General features: G+C 61.0%; 14 protein-coding genes. 8 read left to right on the top strand and 6 right to left on the bottom strand.

Going from position 1 to position 18,996, the window contains the following annotated elements; genetic code table 11:
* Nucleotides 1–76: 76 nt before the first annotated feature.
* Entirely contained in the window at nucleotides 77–481 is a 405-nt protein-coding gene (locus ASD32_RS18800; RefSeq protein ID WP_060639526.1) for a host attachment protein, read from the bottom strand.
* A 221-nt stretch (nucleotides 482–702) separates the two neighbouring features.
* On the opposite strand from ASD32_RS18800, the gene ASD32_RS18805 reads away from it, so the two are divergent.
* From ASD32_RS18805 to ASD32_RS18825, 5 genes are all read left to right on the top strand, one after another.
* The gene (locus ASD32_RS18805) at nucleotides 703–1,956 is read left to right on the top strand and encodes an aspartate kinase (protein WP_060639527.1); all 1,254 of its coding nucleotides are present in this window, start codon (nucleotides 703–705) and stop codon (nucleotides 1,954–1,956) included.
* Between the two features lie 90 nt (nucleotides 1,957–2,046).
* The gene (gene ptsP, locus ASD32_RS18810) at nucleotides 2,047–4,314 is read left to right on the top strand and encodes a phosphoenolpyruvate--protein phosphotransferase (protein ID WP_060639528.1); all 2,268 of its coding nucleotides are present in this window, start codon (nucleotides 2,047–2,049) and stop codon (nucleotides 4,312–4,314) included.
* Nucleotides 4,315–4,546: 232 nt separating this feature from the next.
* The gene (prfA, locus tag ASD32_RS18815; protein WP_060639529.1) at nucleotides 4,547–5,629 is read left to right on the top strand and encodes a peptide chain release factor 1; all 1,083 of its coding nucleotides are present in this window, start codon (nucleotides 4,547–4,549) and stop codon (nucleotides 5,627–5,629) included.
* On the top strand, nucleotides 5,626–6,489 hold the full coding sequence (gene prmC, locus ASD32_RS18820) for a peptide chain release factor N(5)-glutamine methyltransferase (RefSeq protein WP_060639530.1): 864 nt from the start codon (nucleotides 5,626–5,628) through the stop codon (nucleotides 6,487–6,489). The genes prfA and prmC overlap by 4 nt, the downstream gene beginning before the upstream one ends.
* Before the next feature lie 354 nt (nucleotides 6,490–6,843).
* Nucleotides 6,844–7,752, top strand: coding sequence for a DUF4167 domain-containing protein (locus ASD32_RS18825; protein WP_060639531.1), 909 nt, complete (start codon nucleotides 6,844–6,846; stop codon nucleotides 7,750–7,752).
* Nucleotides 7,753–7,918: 166 nt separating this feature from the next.
* Here the strand turns inward: ASD32_RS18825 and ASD32_RS18830 are convergent, their stop codons facing one another.
* Both ASD32_RS18830 and ASD32_RS18835 read right to left on the bottom strand, forming a co-directional pair.
* Nucleotides 7,919–9,025, bottom strand: coding sequence for an alpha/beta hydrolase (locus tag ASD32_RS18830; protein ID WP_082546817.1), 1,107 nt, complete (start codon nucleotides 9,023–9,025; stop codon nucleotides 7,919–7,921).
* 40 nt (nucleotides 9,026–9,065) lie between these two features.
* Nucleotides 9,066–9,626, bottom strand: coding sequence for a DUF4142 domain-containing protein (locus ASD32_RS18835; RefSeq protein WP_060639532.1), 561 nt, complete (start codon nucleotides 9,624–9,626; stop codon nucleotides 9,066–9,068).
* A 470-nt stretch (nucleotides 9,627–10,096) separates the two neighbouring features.
* On the opposite strand from ASD32_RS18835, the gene clpB reads away from it, so the two are divergent.
* On the top strand, nucleotides 10,097–12,703 hold the full coding sequence (clpB, locus tag ASD32_RS18840; protein ID WP_060639533.1) for an ATP-dependent chaperone ClpB: 2,607 nt from the start codon (nucleotides 10,097–10,099) through the stop codon (nucleotides 12,701–12,703).
* 119 nt (nucleotides 12,704–12,822) lie between these two features.
* Here clpB and ASD32_RS18845 read toward each other — a convergent pair whose 3' ends face one another.
* A complete protein-coding gene (locus tag ASD32_RS18845) occupies nucleotides 12,823–13,302 on the bottom strand; it encodes an Lrp/AsnC family transcriptional regulator (RefSeq protein ID WP_060639534.1) in 480 nt (159 codons plus the stop codon).
* A 211-nt stretch (nucleotides 13,303–13,513) separates the two neighbouring features.
* On the opposite strand from ASD32_RS18845, the gene ASD32_RS18850 reads away from it, so the two are divergent.
* Together ASD32_RS18850 and ASD32_RS18855 are read left to right on the top strand one after the other, a co-directional pair.
* Nucleotides 13,514–14,356, top strand: coding sequence for a DMT family transporter (locus ASD32_RS18850; protein ID WP_244490195.1), 843 nt, complete (start codon nucleotides 13,514–13,516; stop codon nucleotides 14,354–14,356).
* A gap of 79 nt (nucleotides 14,357–14,435) precedes the next feature.
* A complete protein-coding gene (locus tag ASD32_RS18855) occupies nucleotides 14,436–15,494 on the top strand; it encodes an NAD(P)-dependent alcohol dehydrogenase (protein ID WP_060639536.1) in 1,059 nt (352 codons plus the stop codon).
* A 10-nt stretch (nucleotides 15,495–15,504) separates the two neighbouring features.
* Here the strand turns inward: ASD32_RS18855 and ASD32_RS18860 are convergent, their stop codons facing one another.
* Both ASD32_RS18860 and ASD32_RS18865 read right to left on the bottom strand, forming a co-directional pair.
* Nucleotides 15,505–16,422: a LysR family transcriptional regulator gene (locus ASD32_RS18860; RefSeq protein WP_060639537.1), complete on the bottom strand. Its 918-nt coding sequence runs from the start codon at nucleotides 16,420–16,422 to the stop codon at nucleotides 15,505–15,507.
* A 200-nt stretch (nucleotides 16,423–16,622) separates the two neighbouring features.
* Nucleotides 16,623–18,587 (bottom strand): M23 family metallopeptidase, encoded by a 1,965-nt coding sequence (locus ASD32_RS18865; protein ID WP_060639538.1) that lies wholly within the window; start codon nucleotides 18,585–18,587, stop codon nucleotides 16,623–16,625.
* Nucleotides 18,588–18,996: the final 409 nt, after the last annotated feature.

The following is an 18,996-nucleotide window of genomic DNA, read 5'->3' on the forward strand; positions in this document are numbered from 1 at the left end:
AGGCGGTTGCATACACGCAAAAGGCCCGCCGGTGATGGCGGGCCGTTCGGGTTAAATCGGAGGTCCTGATAGAGCCTCAGGCTGCTGCGAGCGCCTTTTCGATATCCTGGATCGAGTGGCCCGTCAGGTCCTTGTCCAGCTCACCGATCAGGATGTCGGAGAGCGACTTGTGGTAGCTCTTGCGCATCTCGCCGAGGGTGCGGGGTGCGGCGATAATAACCAGGCTCTTGATCTTGCCGTCGAGCACCTGCTTGTTCAGCATGCTGGCGACGCCGTTGCCGAAGCCGTCTTCTTCCTGCTGGCTGTCATCCGGGTTGGCGGCGCTGCTGGAATGGCGGCCGCCGGAGGAGATTTTCGAGGCGTCGATATCTTCCGCAGGCATTGCCTTCAGCTTCACATTGGCCGCATCGCCCTCGTTTTGAAACAGGCTCAGTTTTTCGCCATCGGCTACGGCAATGATCGTGTTCTGGGGAAGGTTCATATCTGGTCTCCATGCTGTGCAATGCGTGTTCCACCGGTGGGTGGCAATGCTTGTTTCTAAGCTGGAATAACCCGCCTGGCCGTGGATCGTTCCATGACGCCCTGACTGCGGCCCAAAAGCGCCATGCGCCGCCATTGCACGCCGCCCCCAATTTCGCTAAGAGACCGCAACTTTTAAAAATCGCGCCCGCGCGCGACGCAATTTTCGACCGGTAGAGGCACATGGCACGCATCGTGATGAAATTCGGCGGCACGTCCGTCGCGGATATGGATCGCATCAGGAATGTGGCCCGCCATGTGAAACGTGAAGTCGATGCCGGCCACGAGGTTGCGGTGGTGGTGTCGGCCATGTCCGGCAAGACCAACGAGCTGGTTGCCTGGACGCGCGATGCCTCGCCGATGCACGATGCGCGCGAATATGACGCCGTGGTCGCCTCCGGCGAGCAGGTGACCTCGGGTCTCCTGGCGCTTGCGCTGCAGAATATCGGCATCAATGCCCGCTCCTGGCAGGGCTGGCAGATCCCGATCCGGACCGATAACGCCCATGGTGCGGCGCGCATTCTGGAAATCGACGGCGCGGAACTGATCCGCCGCTTTGGCGAGGGCCAGGTGGCGGTCATTGCCGGCTTCCAGGGCCTTGGACCCGACAACCGGATCGCCACGCTCGGCCGCGGTGGCTCCGACACGTCGGCGGTGGCGATTGCTGCAGCGGTCAAGGCCGACCGTTGCGATATCTATACCGATGTCGATGGCGTCTACACAACCGACCCGCGCATCGAGCCGAAGGCCAAGCGGCTGAAGAAGATTGCGTTTGAGGAAATGCTGGAAATGGCATCGCTCGGCGCCAAGGTCCTGCAGGTTCGCTCGGTCGAGCTTGCCATGGTATTCAAGGTTCGCACCTTCGTGCGCTCCAGTTTCGTAGACCCCGACGCGCCGGGCATGGGCGATTTTCTGAACCCGCCCGGTACGCTGATTTGTGATGAGGATGAGATTTTGGAACAGGAAGTCGTCACCGGCATCGCCTATGCCAAGGATGAAGCGCAGATTTCGCTGCGGCGCGTGGCCGACCGGCCAGGCGTTTCGGCGGCGATCTTCGGACCTCTGGCCGAGGCCCATATCAATGTCGATATGATCGTCCAGAACATTTCCGAAGACGGTTCCAAGACCGATATGACGTTTACGGTGCCCTCCACCGACGTCGATAAGGCGCTGAAGGTTTTGAACGATGCCAAGGCCCAGGTCGGCTTCGACGTCATCCAGAACGAATCAGGCCTGGTCAAAGTCTCGGTCATCGGCATCGGCATGCGCAGCCATGCGGGCGTCGCTGCGTCCGCTTTCCGCGCACTTGCCGAAAAAGGCATCAACATCAAGGCAATCACCACCTCGGAAATCAAGATTTCCATCCTGATCGATGGTGCTTATGCCGAATTGGCCGTTCGCACTTTGCATTCCGTCTACGGTCTGGATAAGAGTTAAGACAGGCGGCGGCGAAGACGGTTTGGCACCAGTGTGCCGGAACAAATTGCCGCCTGCAGTTGTTGACTTTTATTTCGGAGACGTTGCGCGATGAGAGACCTCTCTGCAGGTCCACGCGTCCTGCTCAAGCGGTTGCGCGAACTGATGGCGGAACCGCTCGAGCCGCAGGATCGCCTTGACCAGATTGTTCGCCAGATTGCGCAGAACATGGTCGCAGAAGTGTGTTCGGTCTACGTGCTGCGCTCCGACGGCGTGCTTGAGCTCTATGCCACGGAAGGCCTCAACAAGGACGCCGTGCATCTGGCGCAGCTGAAGATGGGGCAGGGCCTCGTCGGCACGATCGCGGCATCCGCCCGTCCGCTCAATCTTTCCGATGCGCAGGCGCATCCGGCCTTTACCTACCTTCCGGAAACCGGCGAAGAAATCTATCACTCGTTCCTTGGCGTGCCGATCCTGCGCACCGGCCGCTCTCTCGGCGTTCTCGTCGTACAGAACAAGGCGAGCCGCACCTATCGCGACGACGAAGTCGAGGCGATGGAAACGACGGCGATGGTGCTGGCCGAGATGGTGGCGACCGGCGAGCTGAAGAAGCTCACGCGTCCGGGGCTGGAACTCGACCTTTCGCGGCCGGTGACGATCGACGGCTCGAGCTTCAACGACGGGATCGGCCTCGGCTATGTCGTGCTGCATGAGCCACGCATCGTCGTCACCAATCTTTTGAACGACGATACCGACCATGAGCTTGGCCGGCTGGCGGAAGCCTTGGGTAGCTTGCGCATCTCGATCGACGACATGCTGTCGCGCCGCGACGTATCCATGGAAGGCGAACACCGCGCGGTCCTGGAAGCCTACCGGATGTTTGCGCATGATCGCGGCTGGGTCAGAAAGCTCGAAGAGGCGATCCGCAACGGCCTGACGGCGGAAGCGGCGGTCGAGCGCGTGCAGAGCGAAACCAAGGCGCGGATGATCCGGCTGACGGATCCTTACCTGCGCGAGCGCATGCATGATTTCGATGACCTGGCCAACCGGCTGCTCAGGCAGCTGACCGGCTATGGCGCGAAAATGTCGGCGACGGATTTTCCCAACGACGCGATCGTCGTTGCGCGCGCCATGGGGGCAGCCGAACTGCTCGACTATCCCCGCGAAAACGTGCGCGGCCTGGTGCTCGAAGATGGGGCCGTCACCAGCCATGTGGTGATCGTGGCACGCGCCATGGGTATTTCGGTGGTGGGCCAGGCGGCGGGCGTGGTGGCGCTGGCTGAAAATGGCGACGCCATCATCGTCGATGGCGACGATGCCAAGGTGCATTTGCGGCCGATGGCCGACCTGCAGCGGGCGTATGAGGAAAAGGTCAGGCTGCGGGCGCGCAAGCAGGAGCAGTTCAAGGCGCTGCGCGGCGTCGAGCCGGTGACGCTGGACGGCAAGCGGATCAAGCTGCAGATGAATGCCGGCCTTCTGGTCGATCTGCCGCAGCTGGCCGAATCCGGCGCCGAAGGCATCGGCCTGTTCCGCACCGAGCTGCAGTTCATGATTGCCTCGACCATGCCGAAGATGGAAGAGCAGGAGCTGTTCTACCGAAACGTCATGAAGCAGGCGGCGGGCAAGCCGGTGACGTTCCGTACGCTCGATATCGGCGGCGACAAGGTCGTGCCCTATTTCCGCGCGGCGGAAGAGGAAAACCCGGCGCTCGGCTGGCGGGCGATCCGCCTTTCGCTTGACCGTCCCGGCCTGCTGCGCACGCAATTGCGCGCCATGCTGCGCGCGTCTGCGGGCCAGGAACTGCGCATCATGCTACCGATGGTGACGGAGGTCTCCGAGCTGCGCACGGTGCGCGAGCTGCTGCAGAAGGAAATCCAGCGGCAGTCGAAGATCGGCGAGCAATTGCCGCGCAAGCTGCAATTCGGCGCCATGCTGGAAGTGCCGGCACTGTTGTGGCAGCTGGACGAGCTGATGGACGAGGTGGATTTCGTTTCGGTCGGCTCCAACGACCTGTTCCAGTTCTCGATGGCGGTCGATCGCGGCAATGCAAGGGTCTCCGACCGGTTCGACGTGCTCGGCCGCCCGTTCCTGCGCATCTTGCGCGATATCGTGCGGGCGGGAGAACGCAACGACACCTCGGTGACGCTGTGCGGCGAGATGGCCAGCAAGCCACTCTCGGCAATGGCGCTGCTCGGCATCGGCTACCGCTCCGTCTCGATGTCGCCGACGGCGGTCGGCCCGGTCAAGGCGATGCTCCTGGCGCTCGACATCGACAAGCTCTCGGCCATGCTGCACGCGGCGCTGGACGACAAGCGCGACCACACGCCGGTGCGCGATCTTCTGGTGGAGTTTGCGGCGCAGACTGGGGTTCCGTTGTAGGGCCGCGTTGGCCGCACCCACCCCCCTCTGTCGGCGACGCCGACATCTCCCCCGCAAGGGGGGAGATTGGCCGCTGGCATTGTGCATCCCTGACTTTGATGTAGATAGGGAAAAGAATGATCTCCCCCTTGAGGGGGAGATGTCACATTCGTGACAGAGGGGGGTAAGCCTCCACGAATTCAGACAGAATAATGGACGGACGTGCGAAGCAGCTGTCCCCACGGAGTACACATTGGCAACCTTACCTGTTGAAAAGATGCGCGAGCTGGAGCGGCGGTTTTCCGAGATCGAGGCGCGGATGGCCGAGGGGCCGGCGGCGGATGTTTATGTGAAGCTGGCGTCGGAATATTCCGAGCTGCAGCCGGTGGTGACGAAAATCCGGCTCTATGAGAAGGCGCAGGCCGAGCTTTTAGACGTCAACACGCTTTTGACCGCGAGGGATACCGACCGCGAGATGCGCGATCTCGCTGAGATGGAGAAGCCCGACATCGAGGAGCGGATCGAAAAGCTCGAGCAGGAGATGCAGATCCTGCTTCTGCCGAAGGACGCGGCCGATGAGAAGAGTGCGATCCTGGAAATCCGCGCCGGGACCGGCGGATCGGAAGCGGCACTGTTTGCTGGCGATCTCTTCCGGATGTATGAGCGCTATGCTGCGGGCAAGGGCTGGAAGGTCGAGGTGCTTTCGGCCAGCGACGGCGATGCTGGGGGTTTCAAGGAAATCATTGCGACCGTGACCGGGCGCGGCGTGTTTTCCAAGCTGAAATTCGAATCCGGCGTGCACCGGGTGCAGCGCGTGCCCGACACGGAAACGCAAGGGCGCATCCATACCTCGGCTGCGACCGTCGCGGTTTTGCCGGAGGCCGAGGATATCGACATCGAGATCCGCCAGGAAGATATCCGGATCGATACGATGCGCTCATCGGGCGCCGGCGGCCAGCATGTCAACACGACGGATTCGGCTGTGCGCATCACCCATATGCCGTCCGGTATCGTCGTCACGTCATCGGAGAAATCGCAGCACCAGAACCGCGCCAAGGCCATGCAGGTGCTGCGGTCGCGGCTCTATGACATGGAGCGGCAGAAGGCCGACAGCGAACGCTCGGCCTCGCGCAAGAGCCAGGTCGGGTCGGGCGACCGCTCCGAGCGCATCCGCACCTACAATTTCCCGCAGGGGCGCGTGACCGACCACCGCATCAACCTGACGCTCTACAAGATCGACCGGATGATGATGGGCGAAATCGACGAAGTGGTGGATGCGCTTCTGGCCGACTACCAGGCCGATCAGCTGGCGCAGCTGGGCGAGGTCAAGGGATGACCGATACGCTCGACAGCCTGTTTGCCGAGGCGCGGTCGCGGTTTCTGCGGGCGCATATCGGCGAGGCGGCGCTCGATGCGCGGGTGCTGATTTCCGGCCTGCTCGACCTGCCGGCCGTGGCCTTCATGACGCGCGGGGAAGAGATCGTGTCGCCGAAAGATGCGCAGCGCATTCGCGATGCCATCGAGCGGCGGGCAGCCCACGAGCCGGTTCACCGCATTCTCGGGAGCCGCGAATTCTATGGTCTGACGCTCGGCATGTCGCCTGACACGCTGGAGCCACGCCCGGATTCGGAGATGATCGTCGAGGGGCTTGTTCCCTTAGCTCAGCGGTTCGTGGAGCAGAAGGGGTCCTGCCATCTGATCGATCTTGGCACCGGCACGGGGGCGATTTGCCTGGCGCTGCTGAGCGCCGTGCCGCAGGCAACCGGCGTCGGGTCTGATCTTTCTGCCGGCGCCGTTGCAATAGCGAGGGCCAATGCCGAACGCAACGGCTTGAGCGAGCGCTTTGCCGGCGTCGAAAGCGACTGGTTTTCGACGATTGCCGGCAAGTTCGACATCATCGTGTCAAATCCACCCTATATACGCACCAGCGTGGTGGCATCGCTGGCGCCCGAAGTGCGCGATCATGATCCGGCGCTGGCACTTGACGGCGGCGCCGATGGCCTGGATGCCTATCGCACCATTGCCGCTCATGCTGCGCGCCATCTGGCTGAGGACGGCATTGTCGGGGTGGAAATCGGCTACGACCAGTTGCAGGTGGTCGGTCAGATTTTCGAGGAGGAGGGCTTTAGCGTGATCGACCGGGTGAAGGACCTCGGCGGAAACGACCGCGCCATCCTCTTCACTTTCGGGCGGTAACCCCTGTAAACCGGCGGTTATTGCGATGTTCTTTTTCGAAACCGTGAAGAAAAGGCTTGGAATCGCACAGGAAGCGGGCTAGGTTCCTCTCACGCACTGGGCAGAAGGTCAAAGATCAGAGATTCGTTCCGGTCAGACCTTGCCGCGGGGATTACTCTCAAAAAAGAGTTGCTAGGGTTCGACAGTGCCTGGTGCGGGTACCTGTTAATTTGACTTTAACCAGCGACGGTACCGTCATGAGGCGGTTGGGTCGCGGCGCGTGTCTGCTTGATGCGGAATCCGTTGAGACGGAATTCCTGGCAAGCCGCGACGCCACAAGATCATCAATATCAAGAGAATCCAGGTGAGTGAACGATGAGGCCAGGACAGCAGAACAAGCGCGGCCGTGGGCGTAACAACAACAATACCAGCAGCAACAACAATGGTGGCGGTGGTAACAACAATAACAATCATAACCGGAAGGGTTCCAACCCGCTGACCCGGACCTATGACAGTTCCGGCCCGGACGTGAAGATCCGCGGCACAGCCCAGCACATCGCCGAGAAATATTCGACGCTCGCGCGCGACGCGCAGAGCTCCGGCGACCGTGTCGTGGCAGAAAACTATCTGCAGCACGCCGAACATTATAACCGCATCATTGCAGCCGCACAGGCGCAGATGCAGGAACGTTTCCAGCGCGACGATCGTGGCGACTATAACGAGCGCAACGAATTCCAGGATCGCGACGGCAACGAGCGCGACGAGGATCTGGACCAGAACGACAGTGATGAAAATTCCGTCGGTCAGGACCAGCAGGTCGAGCAAGAGCGCCATCATCAGCAGGCCGAACGCCAGCAGCGGCAGCAACGCCAGCAGCCGGAAGGCGAGCGCCAGCAGCCGCAGGCCGAACAGCAGGACCGCCAGCGCCAGCCCGATCAGGAGCGTCCGCGCCAGGATCGCCAGCAGCGGCAGGACCGTCCGCGCCCGCCGCGTCCCGAACGCAGCGAGCAGCCGCGTTCCGAGCAGGCCCGCCCCGATCTCGCGCCGCAGCCGGTGATCGACGGTTCCGGCCCGCAGCCGGTCATCGAAGGCACGCCGGTCGAGGTTTCGCTGGAGGAGGAGGCACCGACGGGCCGCGCTCCGACACGCCGCCGCACCGCGCCTCGCCCCCGCCGCCAGCCGCGCCGCGGCGAAGCCGGTGGTGACGATGCTGCTGCAGAAGCAGGCACTGACGGTGAAAAGGGCGGCGACGCGCCGGCCCTGGAGCCCGTTGCGACGGAATGATCTTTAAACAGCTGCCGGAAGGTGGCTTTTAGACGACTAAGTTGAAAAACCCGGCCACTTTGAACACACCCTCGAAAGTCTAAACTTTCTGCGGTCCGTTCAAAATGGCCGGGTTTTTACGTTTCAGTTTTGTGCGTTTCGGCTTTCGTTCAATTTGGCAAGACCATTACTTCTTTTCGAAGGCCTTGATCAGATCCGAGGCGGCAAAGTCCTGGGCGCGCCGCGCATCGTCAAGCACTGCGTCCATTCCAAAGAATTCGTGCGTGACGCCTTCGTTGTTCATGTAGGTCGTTGCGACGCCTGCCGCCTTCAGCTTTTCGGCCAACATAACGCCATCCGACATCAATGGATCGATTTCGGCTGTGATGACGGTTGCCGGGGGAAGGCCCTTGAGATCCGCTTTGGTCGTCAGATTGAGCTTCGGATCCATCGCATCTTCCGGCTTGGCCAGCACTTTCGAGACGAACCAACCCATGGCAGCCTTGGAAAGCGGCATGGCATTCTGGTTTGCGATATAGGACGGTGTGTTCATGTCGGTCCCCGTGACCGGATAGACCAACAGCATATGGACAGGCAGTTGCACCTTTTGATCGCGCGCCATGATAGCGACATTGGCGGCAAGATTGCCGCCCGCACTTTCACCGGCAACGGCGATACGGGCCGGATCACCGCCGAAGCTCGATGCCTTTTCCAGCACCCATTTGTAGGCGGCAAAGGAATCGTCATGGGCGGCGGGGAATTTGTTTTCCGGGGCATGACGATAATCGACGCTGACGACAATGGCTTTCGCCTTGACAGCCAGCGCCAAGGCCGATGATTCATAAGTGTCGATGTTGGCGATGACCCAGCCGCCGCCATGATAATAGACGATAACGGGAAGTGGGCCAGAGCCGGCATCTTCCGGCGTATAGATGCGGACCGGCTGCGTGCCGCCGGTGACCGGATAGGTCATATCCTCTTTTTTTACAGCGGGCATGGGCGGGGTCTTGCCCTTGTCTTTCAGGACGGCCTTGACTGCATCGGCAGGAGTCGGCTGGCTGCGGGCCTCCTCGACACTGCGTGACTCGATTGGCTTGATGCCGATGTCCTGCATCTTCTTCAGGACAAGCGCCATGTCTTCCTTGTCCGCCCGCTTCATGGTGCCGCTATCCGGCGTTTCGGCAAGCGGGTTGGGCTTTGGCTCTTCCTGTGCCCAGGCGCCGGATGCGGCAAAGAGGCTGACGCCTGCGAGAAGGCGCGCAGCAACGAGGGTGACGTGGATTGAACGTTTCATAGGTGTTCTCCAGATGGAACAGATAAAAATGAGAGACGGCTTAAGCGCCGAGCTCGCCTGAAATGCGCTTGCAAATCGCCACGTGTTCCTTGAACACGGCATTCATCAACATGGCGAGATGGCGGCCTTGCAACTCGGCCTGATCGGTCGCTCCGGCCGAGTTGTGGAGATAGGCGTCGGACAGGTCGCGGAGATATTCGTGGTTGTCGAGTTGCAGAGCGATATAGGCTTTGTCGAACGCATTGCCCTTGGCGGCCGATTTAAGGGCTTCAATTTTTTCTTCGGCAGGGGCGTCCATGGCCGGACCGGCAGCGCCGATATCCTTGAGGACCATGTTGACCGTTATCGCCTCACCCAGTTCGAAGCCGGAAAATTCATGCGCATTCTTCTGGGTGGCCTTTTCGACGGCAATCTGTGACGTGGCCAATGAAATTTCCGCCCGGCCGATGACGGTCGAGAAAAACTGCCCGGAGGTTTTCAAATCCGCAAAGCTGGTCACCGGCATTGCCGGCGTGGCGGCAAGAGCTGAGCGGGTTTGGGACAGGATAACAGGCGCTGCGCCAACGAAGGCGAGCCCTGCAAGAATGGAGCGACGATCCATAATGGAGACCTTTTCCGTTGATGGATTGCGTGCGGAAGGCCCGTGCGCAGAACATCGGTTGTTTCGTTTCGAGATATGAAGCGGCTTACAATTTTGTCCGCAACCGACAACCAGTATTTGTTGATTTTGTTCCAGTATTGGAGGGTTTATTTATCGTGCAGTGCTTTCTGCCGAAAAAGTAATTTTAAATCCAAATCGATGAACATTCATGCACCTGAAAGTATATGTCTGATTTTCGGGTTGAATTTATTTGCAATGTAGAAGATCCTGTTTGGATCGCCGCGACACTGAGAATTGACCCGGATCGGGCTCTTTAATTTCGATTTTGACACACCCATATTCCACTCAAGTTGTCGTGGCCGTATCATCGTGCGGCGGAACGGCGAAAGACCGGCTTGCCTTTTCAGGGAGCCTCATTCCAACTGTCGGCAGTGCCAGGATTGGGCTGACCGATTACCGGAGGTAGACATATGAATATCGAGAAATATTCCGAGCGCGTGCGCGGTTTTCTGCAATCGGCTCAGACCTATGCGCTGGCCCAGGGCCATCCGCAATTTGTTCCCGAACATGTGCTGAAAGTCCTGCTCGATGACGATCAGGGCATGGCGGCGTCGCTGATCGAGCGGGCCGGCGCCAGCGCCAAGGATGCCAAGCTTGCCAATGATGCTGCACTTGCCAAGCTGCCGAAAGTTTCGGGCGGCAATGGCTCGATCTCGCTGTCGCAGCCGCTTGCCAAGGTGTTCACCACGGCTGAAGAGGCTGCCAAGAAATCGGGCGACAGTTTCGTCACCGTCGAGCGGTTGCTGCAGGCGCTGATCATTGAAACGTCGGCTGCCACATCCGGCATCCTGTCGAAGGCCGGGCTGACCGCATCCAAGCTCAACCAGGTGATCAACGACATCCGCAAGGGCCGCACCGCCGATGGCGCCAATGCGGAAGCAGGCTTTGACGCCTTGAAGAAATACGCGCGTGATCTGACGGCGGACGCCCGCGACGGCAAGCTCGACCCGGTGATCGGCCGCGACGACGAAATTCGCCGTACCATCCAGGTCCTGTCGCGCCGCACCAAGAACAACCCGGTCCTGATCGGTGAACCCGGCGTCGGCAAGACGGCGATCGCCGAAGGTCTGGCCTTGCGCATCATCAATGGCGACGTGCCGGAAAGCCTGAAAGACAAGAAGCTGATGGCGCTCGACATGGGTGCCTTGATTGCCGGTGCGAAATTTCGCGGGGAATTCGAAGAGCGGCTGAAGGCCATTCTTTCCGAGGTCCAGGCGGAAGCCGGCGAGATCATCCTGTTCATCGACGAGATGCACACGCTGGCGGGGGCAGGCAAGGCGGATGGCGCGATGGATGCGTCCAACCTCTTGAAGCCGGCGCTGGCGCGCGGTGAGTTGCACTGCGTCGGCGCCACCACGCTCGACGAATATCGCAAGCATGTGGAAAAGGATGCGGCGCTTGCCCGCCGGTTCCAGCCTGTGATGGTCAACGAGCCGAATGTCGAGGACACGATCTCGATCCTGCGCGGATTGAAGGAAAAATACGAACAGCATCACAAGGTGCGGATCTCGGATTCGGCGCTTGTGGCGGCTGCGACGCTGTCCAACCGCTATATTACCGACCGGTTCTTACCCGACAAGGCCATCGACCTGATGGACGAAGCCGCCTCGCGGCTGCGCATGCAGGTGGATTCCAAGCCCGAAGAGCTGGACGAACTCGACCGCCGCATCATGCAGCTGAAGATCGAGCGCGAAGCCTTGAAGAAGGAAACCGATCGCGCGTCGAAGGACCGGCTGGAAAAGCTGGAACTGGACCTGACCGGGTTTGAGGAGCAGGCCGATGCACTGACCGCGCGCTGGCAGGCGGAAAAATCGAAGCTGGGCCTGGCTGCCGATCTCAAGAAGCAGCTGGAAGAGGCCCGCAACGAACTGGCGGCCGCCCAGCGCAAGGGCGAATTCCAGCGCGCAGGCGAGCTGGCCTATGGGCTGATCCCGAAGCTCGAAAAGGAGCTGGAGGTTTCCGAAAGCCAGGATTCCTCGGCACTCGATCCGATGGTTCAGGAGGTCGTGACGCCCGATAACATCGCCCATGTCGTTTCCCGCTGGACCGGTATTCCGGTGGAAAAGATGCTTGAGGGCCAGCGTGACAAGCTGTTGCGCATGGAAGACGAGCTGTCGCAATGGGTGGTCGGCCAGGGGGATGCGGTTCAGGCGGTGTCGCGCGCGGTTCGCCGTTCGCGCGCAGGCCTGCAGGATCCAAACCGTCCGATCGGTTCGTTTATCTTCCTAGGGCCAACCGGCGTCGGCAAGACGGAGCTGACCAAGGCTTTGGCGCGCTTTCTGTTCGACGACGATACGGCGCTGGTGCGCATGGATATGTCCGAGTACATGGAGAAGCACTCCGTCTCGCGGCTGATCGGTGCACCTCCCGGCTATGTCGGCTATGAGGAAGGTGGGGCGCTGACGGAAGCGGTGCGGCGCAAGCCCTATCAGGTCGTGCTGTTCGACGAGATCGAAAAGGCGCATCCGGATGTGTTCAACGTGCTGTTGCAGGTTCTCGATGACGGCCGCCTGACCGATGGCCAGGGCCGCACCGTGGATTTCCGCAACACGATGATCATCATGACCTCCAATCTCGGGGCGGAATATCTGACCCAGCTGGGCGAGAACGATGACAGTGATATGGTGCGCGATCAGGTGATGGATGTGGTTCGCAGCCATTTCCGGCCGGAATTCCTCAACCGGGTCGATGAGATCATCCTGTTCCACCGCCTGAAGCGCGGCGAAATGGGGGCGATCGTCGATATCCAGCTGGCACGGCTGCGCCAGCTGCTGGCCGACCGCAAGATCACGCTCGAACTCGACGAGGAAGCCCGCGCCTTCCTGGCCGACCGCGGCTACGATCCGGCCTATGGCGCGCGTCCGCTGAAGCGGGCCGTGCAGAAATATGTCCAGGACCCGCTCGCCGAGCAGATCCTCCAGGGCAATTTCCCGGACGGTTCAACGATCAAGGCCTTCGCCGGCTCCGATCGCCTGAACTTCAAGCTGAGGGACGGGACTGAGAAGGCCGCAGCTTAACGCAGAATACAAGAGGCCGTCCTTTGGGGCGGCCTTTTTGGTTTTGGGCGGAGAGGACGGGGGATGCGGCTTTGGGCAGTCGCCATTGCGGTTCGGAAACCCATTCCGCCCGGCATGTCCTAAAGCCGTGGCAGGCGCCGCTTGACGGATGTTCCCTTGATGACGGCGGTGCTGGTGACAGCGTGTTCGGACAGGGCTTCGAGCACATCGTCCATTTGTTCGATCGAATTGACGACCAGGCGGGCGAGAAAGGGATCGTCGCCCGTGATCTTGTCGCATTCGACAAATCCCGGCTGCTCCTCAATCAGCCGCTCGACGAGATGCAGCTTGCCTGGAAGCGGCCTGATTTTCACCATGGCCCGGATCGGATAACCAATTGCTCGCGTATCGACATCGATGGTGAAGCCGCGGATGACACCAGCGGCTTCGAGTTTGCGAACACGCTCCGACACACTTGGTGCCGACATGCCGACGGTGCGGGCGAGTTCGCTCATCGATAACCGTGCATTGGCATCAAGCGCCATGAGAATTCGCGCGTCCGTCTCGTCGAGAGACGACTTTCCAAATTGAATGTCTGGTCGGGGTTTTGCTTTCGTCATGGAAGGCAGAATACCCCGCAACCCCTTTTATTTCCATATAAAACCGCCGGATGATCTTGAATGATAGCCCAAACAGGAGATCAAAATGCTGTTCGGGATCATTGCGGGCCTTTTCACCTGCGCATTGTGGGGCCTTACATTCGTTGCGCCCCGGGCGGTCGAACCTTTGACGGCGTGGGATTTAACGGTGGCACGGTATGGCGTTTTCCGAATGGCTTGCGCTCTGTTGATGCTCGACCGGCGATTTCGCCCGAGCGGCATCGCATCTTTACGTTTGCTCACCGGCCTGCTTCTAGGCGGAGCGGGTTATGTCGGCTATTTTGTCTGCGTCGCCTTTGCGGTTCAACTCGCCGGTGCGGCGGTCCCGCCAGTTATCGTCGGAACCATGCCGGTGTTCCTCGCCATCATCGGCAATCGGCGCGATCGCTCAGTAGCATGGCGGGCGCTTGCCCTTCCTCTTCTGCTGACGGTAGCCGGGGTCGCGATCGTGAATATCGCAGCGCTGCGGGACATCAATGCCGCCGGGATGCCATCGATCGGCCTTGGCATTCTGGCAAGCATGGCCGCGTTGGCGATATGGATTGTCTACGGGCTGGTGAACGCAGCGGTCATGCGGTCGGCCGACGCTCCGGACGGATTGCAGTGGACGGGTTTGCAGGGGATCGGCGCAGCGGTGGGAAGCCTTGCCCTTCTCCCTCTTACCTCGCTGGCAGGGGTAAACACCTTACCGGCGGCCGATCTTTATCGCTTTGCGGCATGGGCCTTGATCATGGGGCTTGCCGGTTCGTGGCTGGCGACGTGGTGCTGGGTTGTCGCTTCCCGCAGGCTGCCGCTTGCCCTTTCCGCCCAGCTTATCGTCGCCGAAACGGTCTTCGGCCTTGCCTATGGTTTCGCGTTTGAGGGACGATGGCCGTCTTTCTTCGAGGCCTTTGGCGCCATCGTGCAATTTGCGGGCGTCTGTTCGGCGATCGCTGTGTTTTCCAGGCAAGTTCAGAGCGTTCGCCCGGTCATTGCTGAGCTGCGCTCACAAGCGCATCCGGAAACTATCGGCTAATTCCCGTCGGCCACGGCGCTTATATCGGCAGTGGCGCGCCATCCCGGCCGCCGTCCAACAGCCGTGCGAGGATGAGCCTTTGAAAACCTCTGGATATGCCGCAACCGATGCGAATGTGCCGTTGCAGCCCTTTTCGTTCGAACGCCGGAATTTGCGGCCCGGTGATGTCGGCATCGATATTCTATATTGCGGGGTCTGCCACACGGATCTGCACATGGCGCGCAACGATTGGGGTTTTTCCGCCTATCCGCTGGTGCCGGGCCATGAGATCGTCGGGCGGGTTTCTGCGGTCGGCAGCGGCGTTTCGCGTTTCAAGCCGGGCGACAATGTTGCCATCGGCACGATGGTCGACAGTTGCCTGGACTGCGACCAGTGCCGCCGCAACGAAGAACAGATGTGCCGCAACGGCGTGACCGTCACCTATAACGGCCAGGACCGGATCAGCGGCGATATTACCTATGGCGGCTATTCGAACTATATCGTCGCCCGCGAGGAATTCGTTCTGCGGGTGCCGGACGGGCTCGACCTTGCGCGGGCGGGACCACTGCTTTGCGCCGGGATTACCACCTATTCGCCACTGCGCAACTGGAATGTGGGGCCGGGCAGCCGGGTCGGCGTCATCGGGCTGGGCGGTCTTGGGCATCTGGCGGTCAAGTTCGCCTCGGCGCTTGGCGCCGAAGTCACCGTACTCACCCGCTCCGAAGGCAAGATCGGCACGGCGCGCGAACTCGGTGCCGATCATGTGGTCCTTTCCACGTCTTCCGAGCAGATGGCAGCGGCGGCCTACGCTTTCGACGTGATGATCGACACCGTGCCTTATGAGCACGATCTTGGCCCCTATATCGACCTGCTCGATGCCGACGGCACGCTGGTCATTGCCGGATCGCTGGTGGATACGCCGGCTTTTAGCAATCTGCGTCTTCTGATGGGACGCCGCAGGATTGCGGGAACACCGAGCGGGGGATTGAAACAGACCCAGGAAATGCTGGATTTCTGCGCCCGCAAGAACATCTTGCCGGAATGCGAGATGATCGCAATTCAGGATATCGGCACGGCGTTCGAGCGGCTTGAACGCGGCGACGTACGCTACCGGTTCGTCATCGACATGGCATCGCTTCCGGCCGTTCAGGCCGCTTGAACCGGCGGCTTCAGGCCGCCTGAACCGGCGGCCGGCGATTGTTTGCGCGCAGCGCCTCGACGAAGGCGGCAAGGGCTGGCGGCATTTGCCGCCGGCTCGGATAATAGATGGAATAACCGGCAAACGGCTTGCAGAATTCATCGAGCACCCGGACCAGCCGGCCGTTGCGCAGATGGTCCTTGACGACATCCTCGAACAGATAGACCAGGCCCGTGCCCGACAGGGCCGCTGCCAGCATCATCTCGAGATCGTTGACCACCAGGCTGCCGTTGACGCGGACATCGACGTCGCGGCCATCCACTTCGAATTCCCAGGCATAGGACGCACCGGCGGATGACATGTGGTAGTTGACGCAATCATGGTCGATCAGGTCCTTCAAGGTCAAAGGCGGTGGCCGGTTGGCGAAATAGGAGGGTGCAGCAACGATGGCTGCGCGCAACGGCGGGCCGATCGGCACGCCGATCATGTCCTTGTCGATCCGCTCGCCAAAGCGGATGCCCGCATCGAAACGCGACGCGACAATATCGTCCAGCCGGTCGGAGATGATCAATTCGACCTTGATATCGGGGTAATCGCGGTGAAAGCCTGGCAGCATCGGCGCCACCAGCGACAAGGCGGCGTGCTTGCCCGTGGTAATCCGCACCGTGCCCGACGGTTTTTCCCGCCATTCCCCCAGCGCCTGCAATCCCCGGCCGATATCCTCGAGTGCCGGGCGCAAAGTCATCAGCAGCCGCTCGCCGGCATCGGTCGTCGAGACGCTGCGGGTGGTGCGGGCCAAAAGGCGCACGCCGAGGCGGTCTTCCAGGAGCCGCATCATATGGCTGAGGCCGGAGGCCGAAATGCCGAGACGGGCGGCCGCCCGGGTGAAACTGCGCTCCTCGGCGACAATGGAAAAGGCGGCGAGGTCGTCGAGATCATGGCGTTTCATTCTTGACCGGCCTTCATCAATGGAGCGCGATTATAGCGGCTTTTCTCCCTGTATGATGGTTTTGCCGATGCGGCAACGGGCGACGGCGCCTCTCGCGGTCAAGTTTAAAGCGGAACGGGTACGGTCTCGCCAAAACGGCGGGGGAGGGGATGTGGCTGTGAGAGGCCCGGAAAGCGTTGGCATTGCAGCAGGCAGTCAGCCTAATGCACCGCCGCCACATCCGTGCTGCCATCCTTTGCCAGCAATTCGTCGATGCGGCCGCGTTCCTTGTCGAACTGGGCGAGCGCCTGGCCGTCGAGCGACTTGCCGCCGGGCAGGCGGATGCGCAAGGGATCGACGCGGTTGCCGTTGACGATCAGTTCGTAATGCAGATGCGGTCCGGTCGACAGGCCCGTCGTGCCGACCCAGCCGATTACCTGGCCCTGCACGACTTTCGAGCCGGCGGTGACATTCTTGGCGATCGCGCTCTGGTGATTGTAGGACGAAACATAGCCATTGGCGTGGCGGATCAGCGTCTGGTTGCCGTAGCCGCCGGAATCCCAGCCGGCTTTTTCCACGACGCCGTTGCCGGCCGCGATGATCGGCGTGCCGCGCGGGGCCGCCCAGTCAACACCGGTATGCATGCGCGAAAAGCCGAGGATCGGATGGCGGCGCATGCCGAAACCGGAGCGGAACGTGCCGTTCGGAACGGGGTTGCGCAGCAGGAACTGGCGGATGCTCTTGCCCTGCTCGTTGTAATAGTCGATCGAATTGTCGTCGGGGTCCTGGAACCGGTAGAAGCGCGTCTCGGCGTCGCCGAACTTGGCATTGACATAGAGCAGTTCTGAATCGTCGGTTGCCTTGCCGCTATCGTCGGCAACGGAGAAGAACGCCTCCAGACGGTCGGTCGGTTTCAGCTGCGCCTGGAAATCCACATTGCTGGCGAGCAGCTTGATGATCTGGGCAATCATCGTCGAATTCATGCCGTAGGAGAGGGCGGCGCGGTAGACGCCATCATAGACGCGCGGCAGGTCGTGGCCGGCGTTGATCGCCGGGGTTCCGTTGTCGTCAAACGCGCTTGCCACGGCTGCCAGCGGCGGCGGTTCGTAGGCCTTGACGAAATTGCCCTTGTCGTCGAGCGCCATGGTGAAGACATGGGCGCCGCGCGTATAAACGGTGGCACGCACGACCTTGGCCTCGTCATTCTCGCCCTTCTGGATGATGCCGATGCGCAGTACATCGCCGTCCTGCAATTCGGTCGCGCCCAGTGCCGGGCGCAAATAGCCGGCGAGATCCTCGGCCTGGGCCTTGCCATAGCCGGCATTGATCATCACGGCGGCGATCGGTGTGGCGCGGCGCACCGGAATGACGTCGTCGGCGTATTCGGTCGTCTGGTCGTTGATCGTTTCCAGGGCCGAAACGGTCATGTTCTCCTCGACCACCCGGGCTGAGAGACCCTGGATCAGATCGAGATCGGAGGCATCCGAGGCAAAGCGGCGCGGATCGACATAAAACAGCGAGGCAAGCTGGGTATTGCCGTCGGTAAGTACCGACCCATTGGTACGGACGTTTTCCTCGACCTCGTCCATGGACATGGAGGGTGCGAAGGAGAGCGTCGATCCCTTGAGCGGGAAATCCACCGTCTTCAGCGCCACTTCGGATTCGACATCCGAGCCGTAGAGCGTGCCGGTGCGGCTCACCGGCGGCGGCGCATCGGCCTCGTCGCTGGAAAAGATCGCCAGCGGATCGAAGGCAGGATATTTTTCGGCCGGCTGGTGGTTGGCAGCCAGCGTCATCTTCACATGCGCGAAGGGCTGGCGGCGCACCACTTCCTTTTCGCCATCGTGAGTCATGGTGGAGACTTCCATGATGCTGCGGTCGGACGGCTTGGCGACGATGCTGGGGCTCAAGATCCGGTCGCCGCGCTTGGCAGCGGCCGTCGGCTGCGAGCCGCGCACCGAGGGGTCCATGGCGGCATAGGCTTCGGCGGGGATGGCGAGCTGCTGGCGGCCATCAAGAGCTGCAAACAATGCAACGCCCATCAAGAGGCTGGAGGTAATGCCGGTCAGAAACGTGCCCGAAAGCCAGCGCAGGGAAATCTCGCGCCGGTCGGGAGCCCTGCGTCCATCCGCAAGGATCGGCGGCTCGTTGCCGAGCGACCGTATCATGGTCTTGTCCGTGATCATGCCAATCGAGCGGGGTCCCTGGTTACGCGCCGTGTCTTATTATGGTCCGGGTATGTTGTGCGAAGATGTGCATCTTTCATGCCTGCAAGTCAAACAGAACGGTCCGGTCAAACAGACGGCCACCTCTTTACAAGGCGCTCTATAAAGACTGGAAAACCCGTCGAAACGCAGTTGCGAGACGCTGTTTAGAGCGCCAATTGTGAAGAAGTGAGGGCGAGATTGTGTTTTCGGTTCTCTCCAAAGGCTTATGCCGATTGTCGCACTGCAGCAAAGCCTTACGGCGCAAGGCTTTGTCAAAAAACTGTCATTTTTTTCAAAATTCCTGTTGACTAAGAACGGTCAGCGGGCCTATAAACCGCTCACCAACGAGGGCGGCGGCGCTGCTGGCGACCGACGAACTCGCTCTGAA

The sequence above is a fragment of the Rhizobium sp. Root483D2 genome (assembly GCF_001426685.1).
GTDB classification, from domain to species: Bacteria; Pseudomonadota; Alphaproteobacteria; order Rhizobiales; family Rhizobiaceae; genus Pararhizobium; species Pararhizobium qamdonense.

Excerpts from the sequence above, each read along its gene's own strand:
- ASD32_RS18800 (WP_060639526.1), bottom strand. The coding sequence starts at position 481 with ATGAACCTTCCCCAGAACACGATCATTGCCGTAGCCGATGGCGAAAAA.
- ASD32_RS18805 (WP_060639527.1), top strand. The coding sequence starts at position 703 with ATGGCACGCATCGTGATGAAATTCGGCGGCACGTCCGTCGCGGATATG.
- ptsP (WP_060639528.1), top strand. The coding sequence starts at position 2,047 with ATGAGAGACCTCTCTGCAGGTCCACGCGTCCTGCTCAAGCGGTTGCGC.
- prmC (WP_060639530.1), top strand. The coding sequence starts at position 5,626 with ATGACCGATACGCTCGACAGCCTGTTTGCCGAGGCGCGGTCGCGGTTT.
- ASD32_RS18825 (WP_060639531.1), top strand. The coding sequence starts at position 6,844 with ATGAGGCCAGGACAGCAGAACAAGCGCGGCCGTGGGCGTAACAACAAC.
- ASD32_RS18830 (WP_082546817.1), bottom strand. The coding sequence starts at position 9,025 with ATGAAACGTTCAATCCACGTCACCCTCGTTGCTGCGCGCCTTCTCGCA.
- ASD32_RS18835 (WP_060639532.1), bottom strand. The coding sequence starts at position 9,626 with ATGGATCGTCGCTCCATTCTTGCAGGGCTCGCCTTCGTTGGCGCAGCG.
- clpB (WP_060639533.1), top strand. The coding sequence starts at position 10,097 with ATGAATATCGAGAAATATTCCGAGCGCGTGCGCGGTTTTCTGCAATCG.
- ASD32_RS18845 (WP_060639534.1), bottom strand. The coding sequence starts at position 13,302 with ATGACGAAAGCAAAACCCCGACCAGACATTCAATTTGGAAAGTCGTCT.
- ASD32_RS18850 (WP_244490195.1), top strand. The coding sequence starts at position 13,514 with ATGGCTTGCGCTCTGTTGATGCTCGACCGGCGATTTCGCCCGAGCGGC.
- ASD32_RS18860 (WP_060639537.1), bottom strand. The coding sequence starts at position 16,422 with ATGAAACGCCATGATCTCGACGACCTCGCCGCCTTTTCCATTGTCGCC.
- ASD32_RS18865 (WP_060639538.1), bottom strand. The coding sequence starts at position 18,587 with ATGATCACGGACAAGACCATGATACGGTCGCTCGGCAACGAGCCGCCG.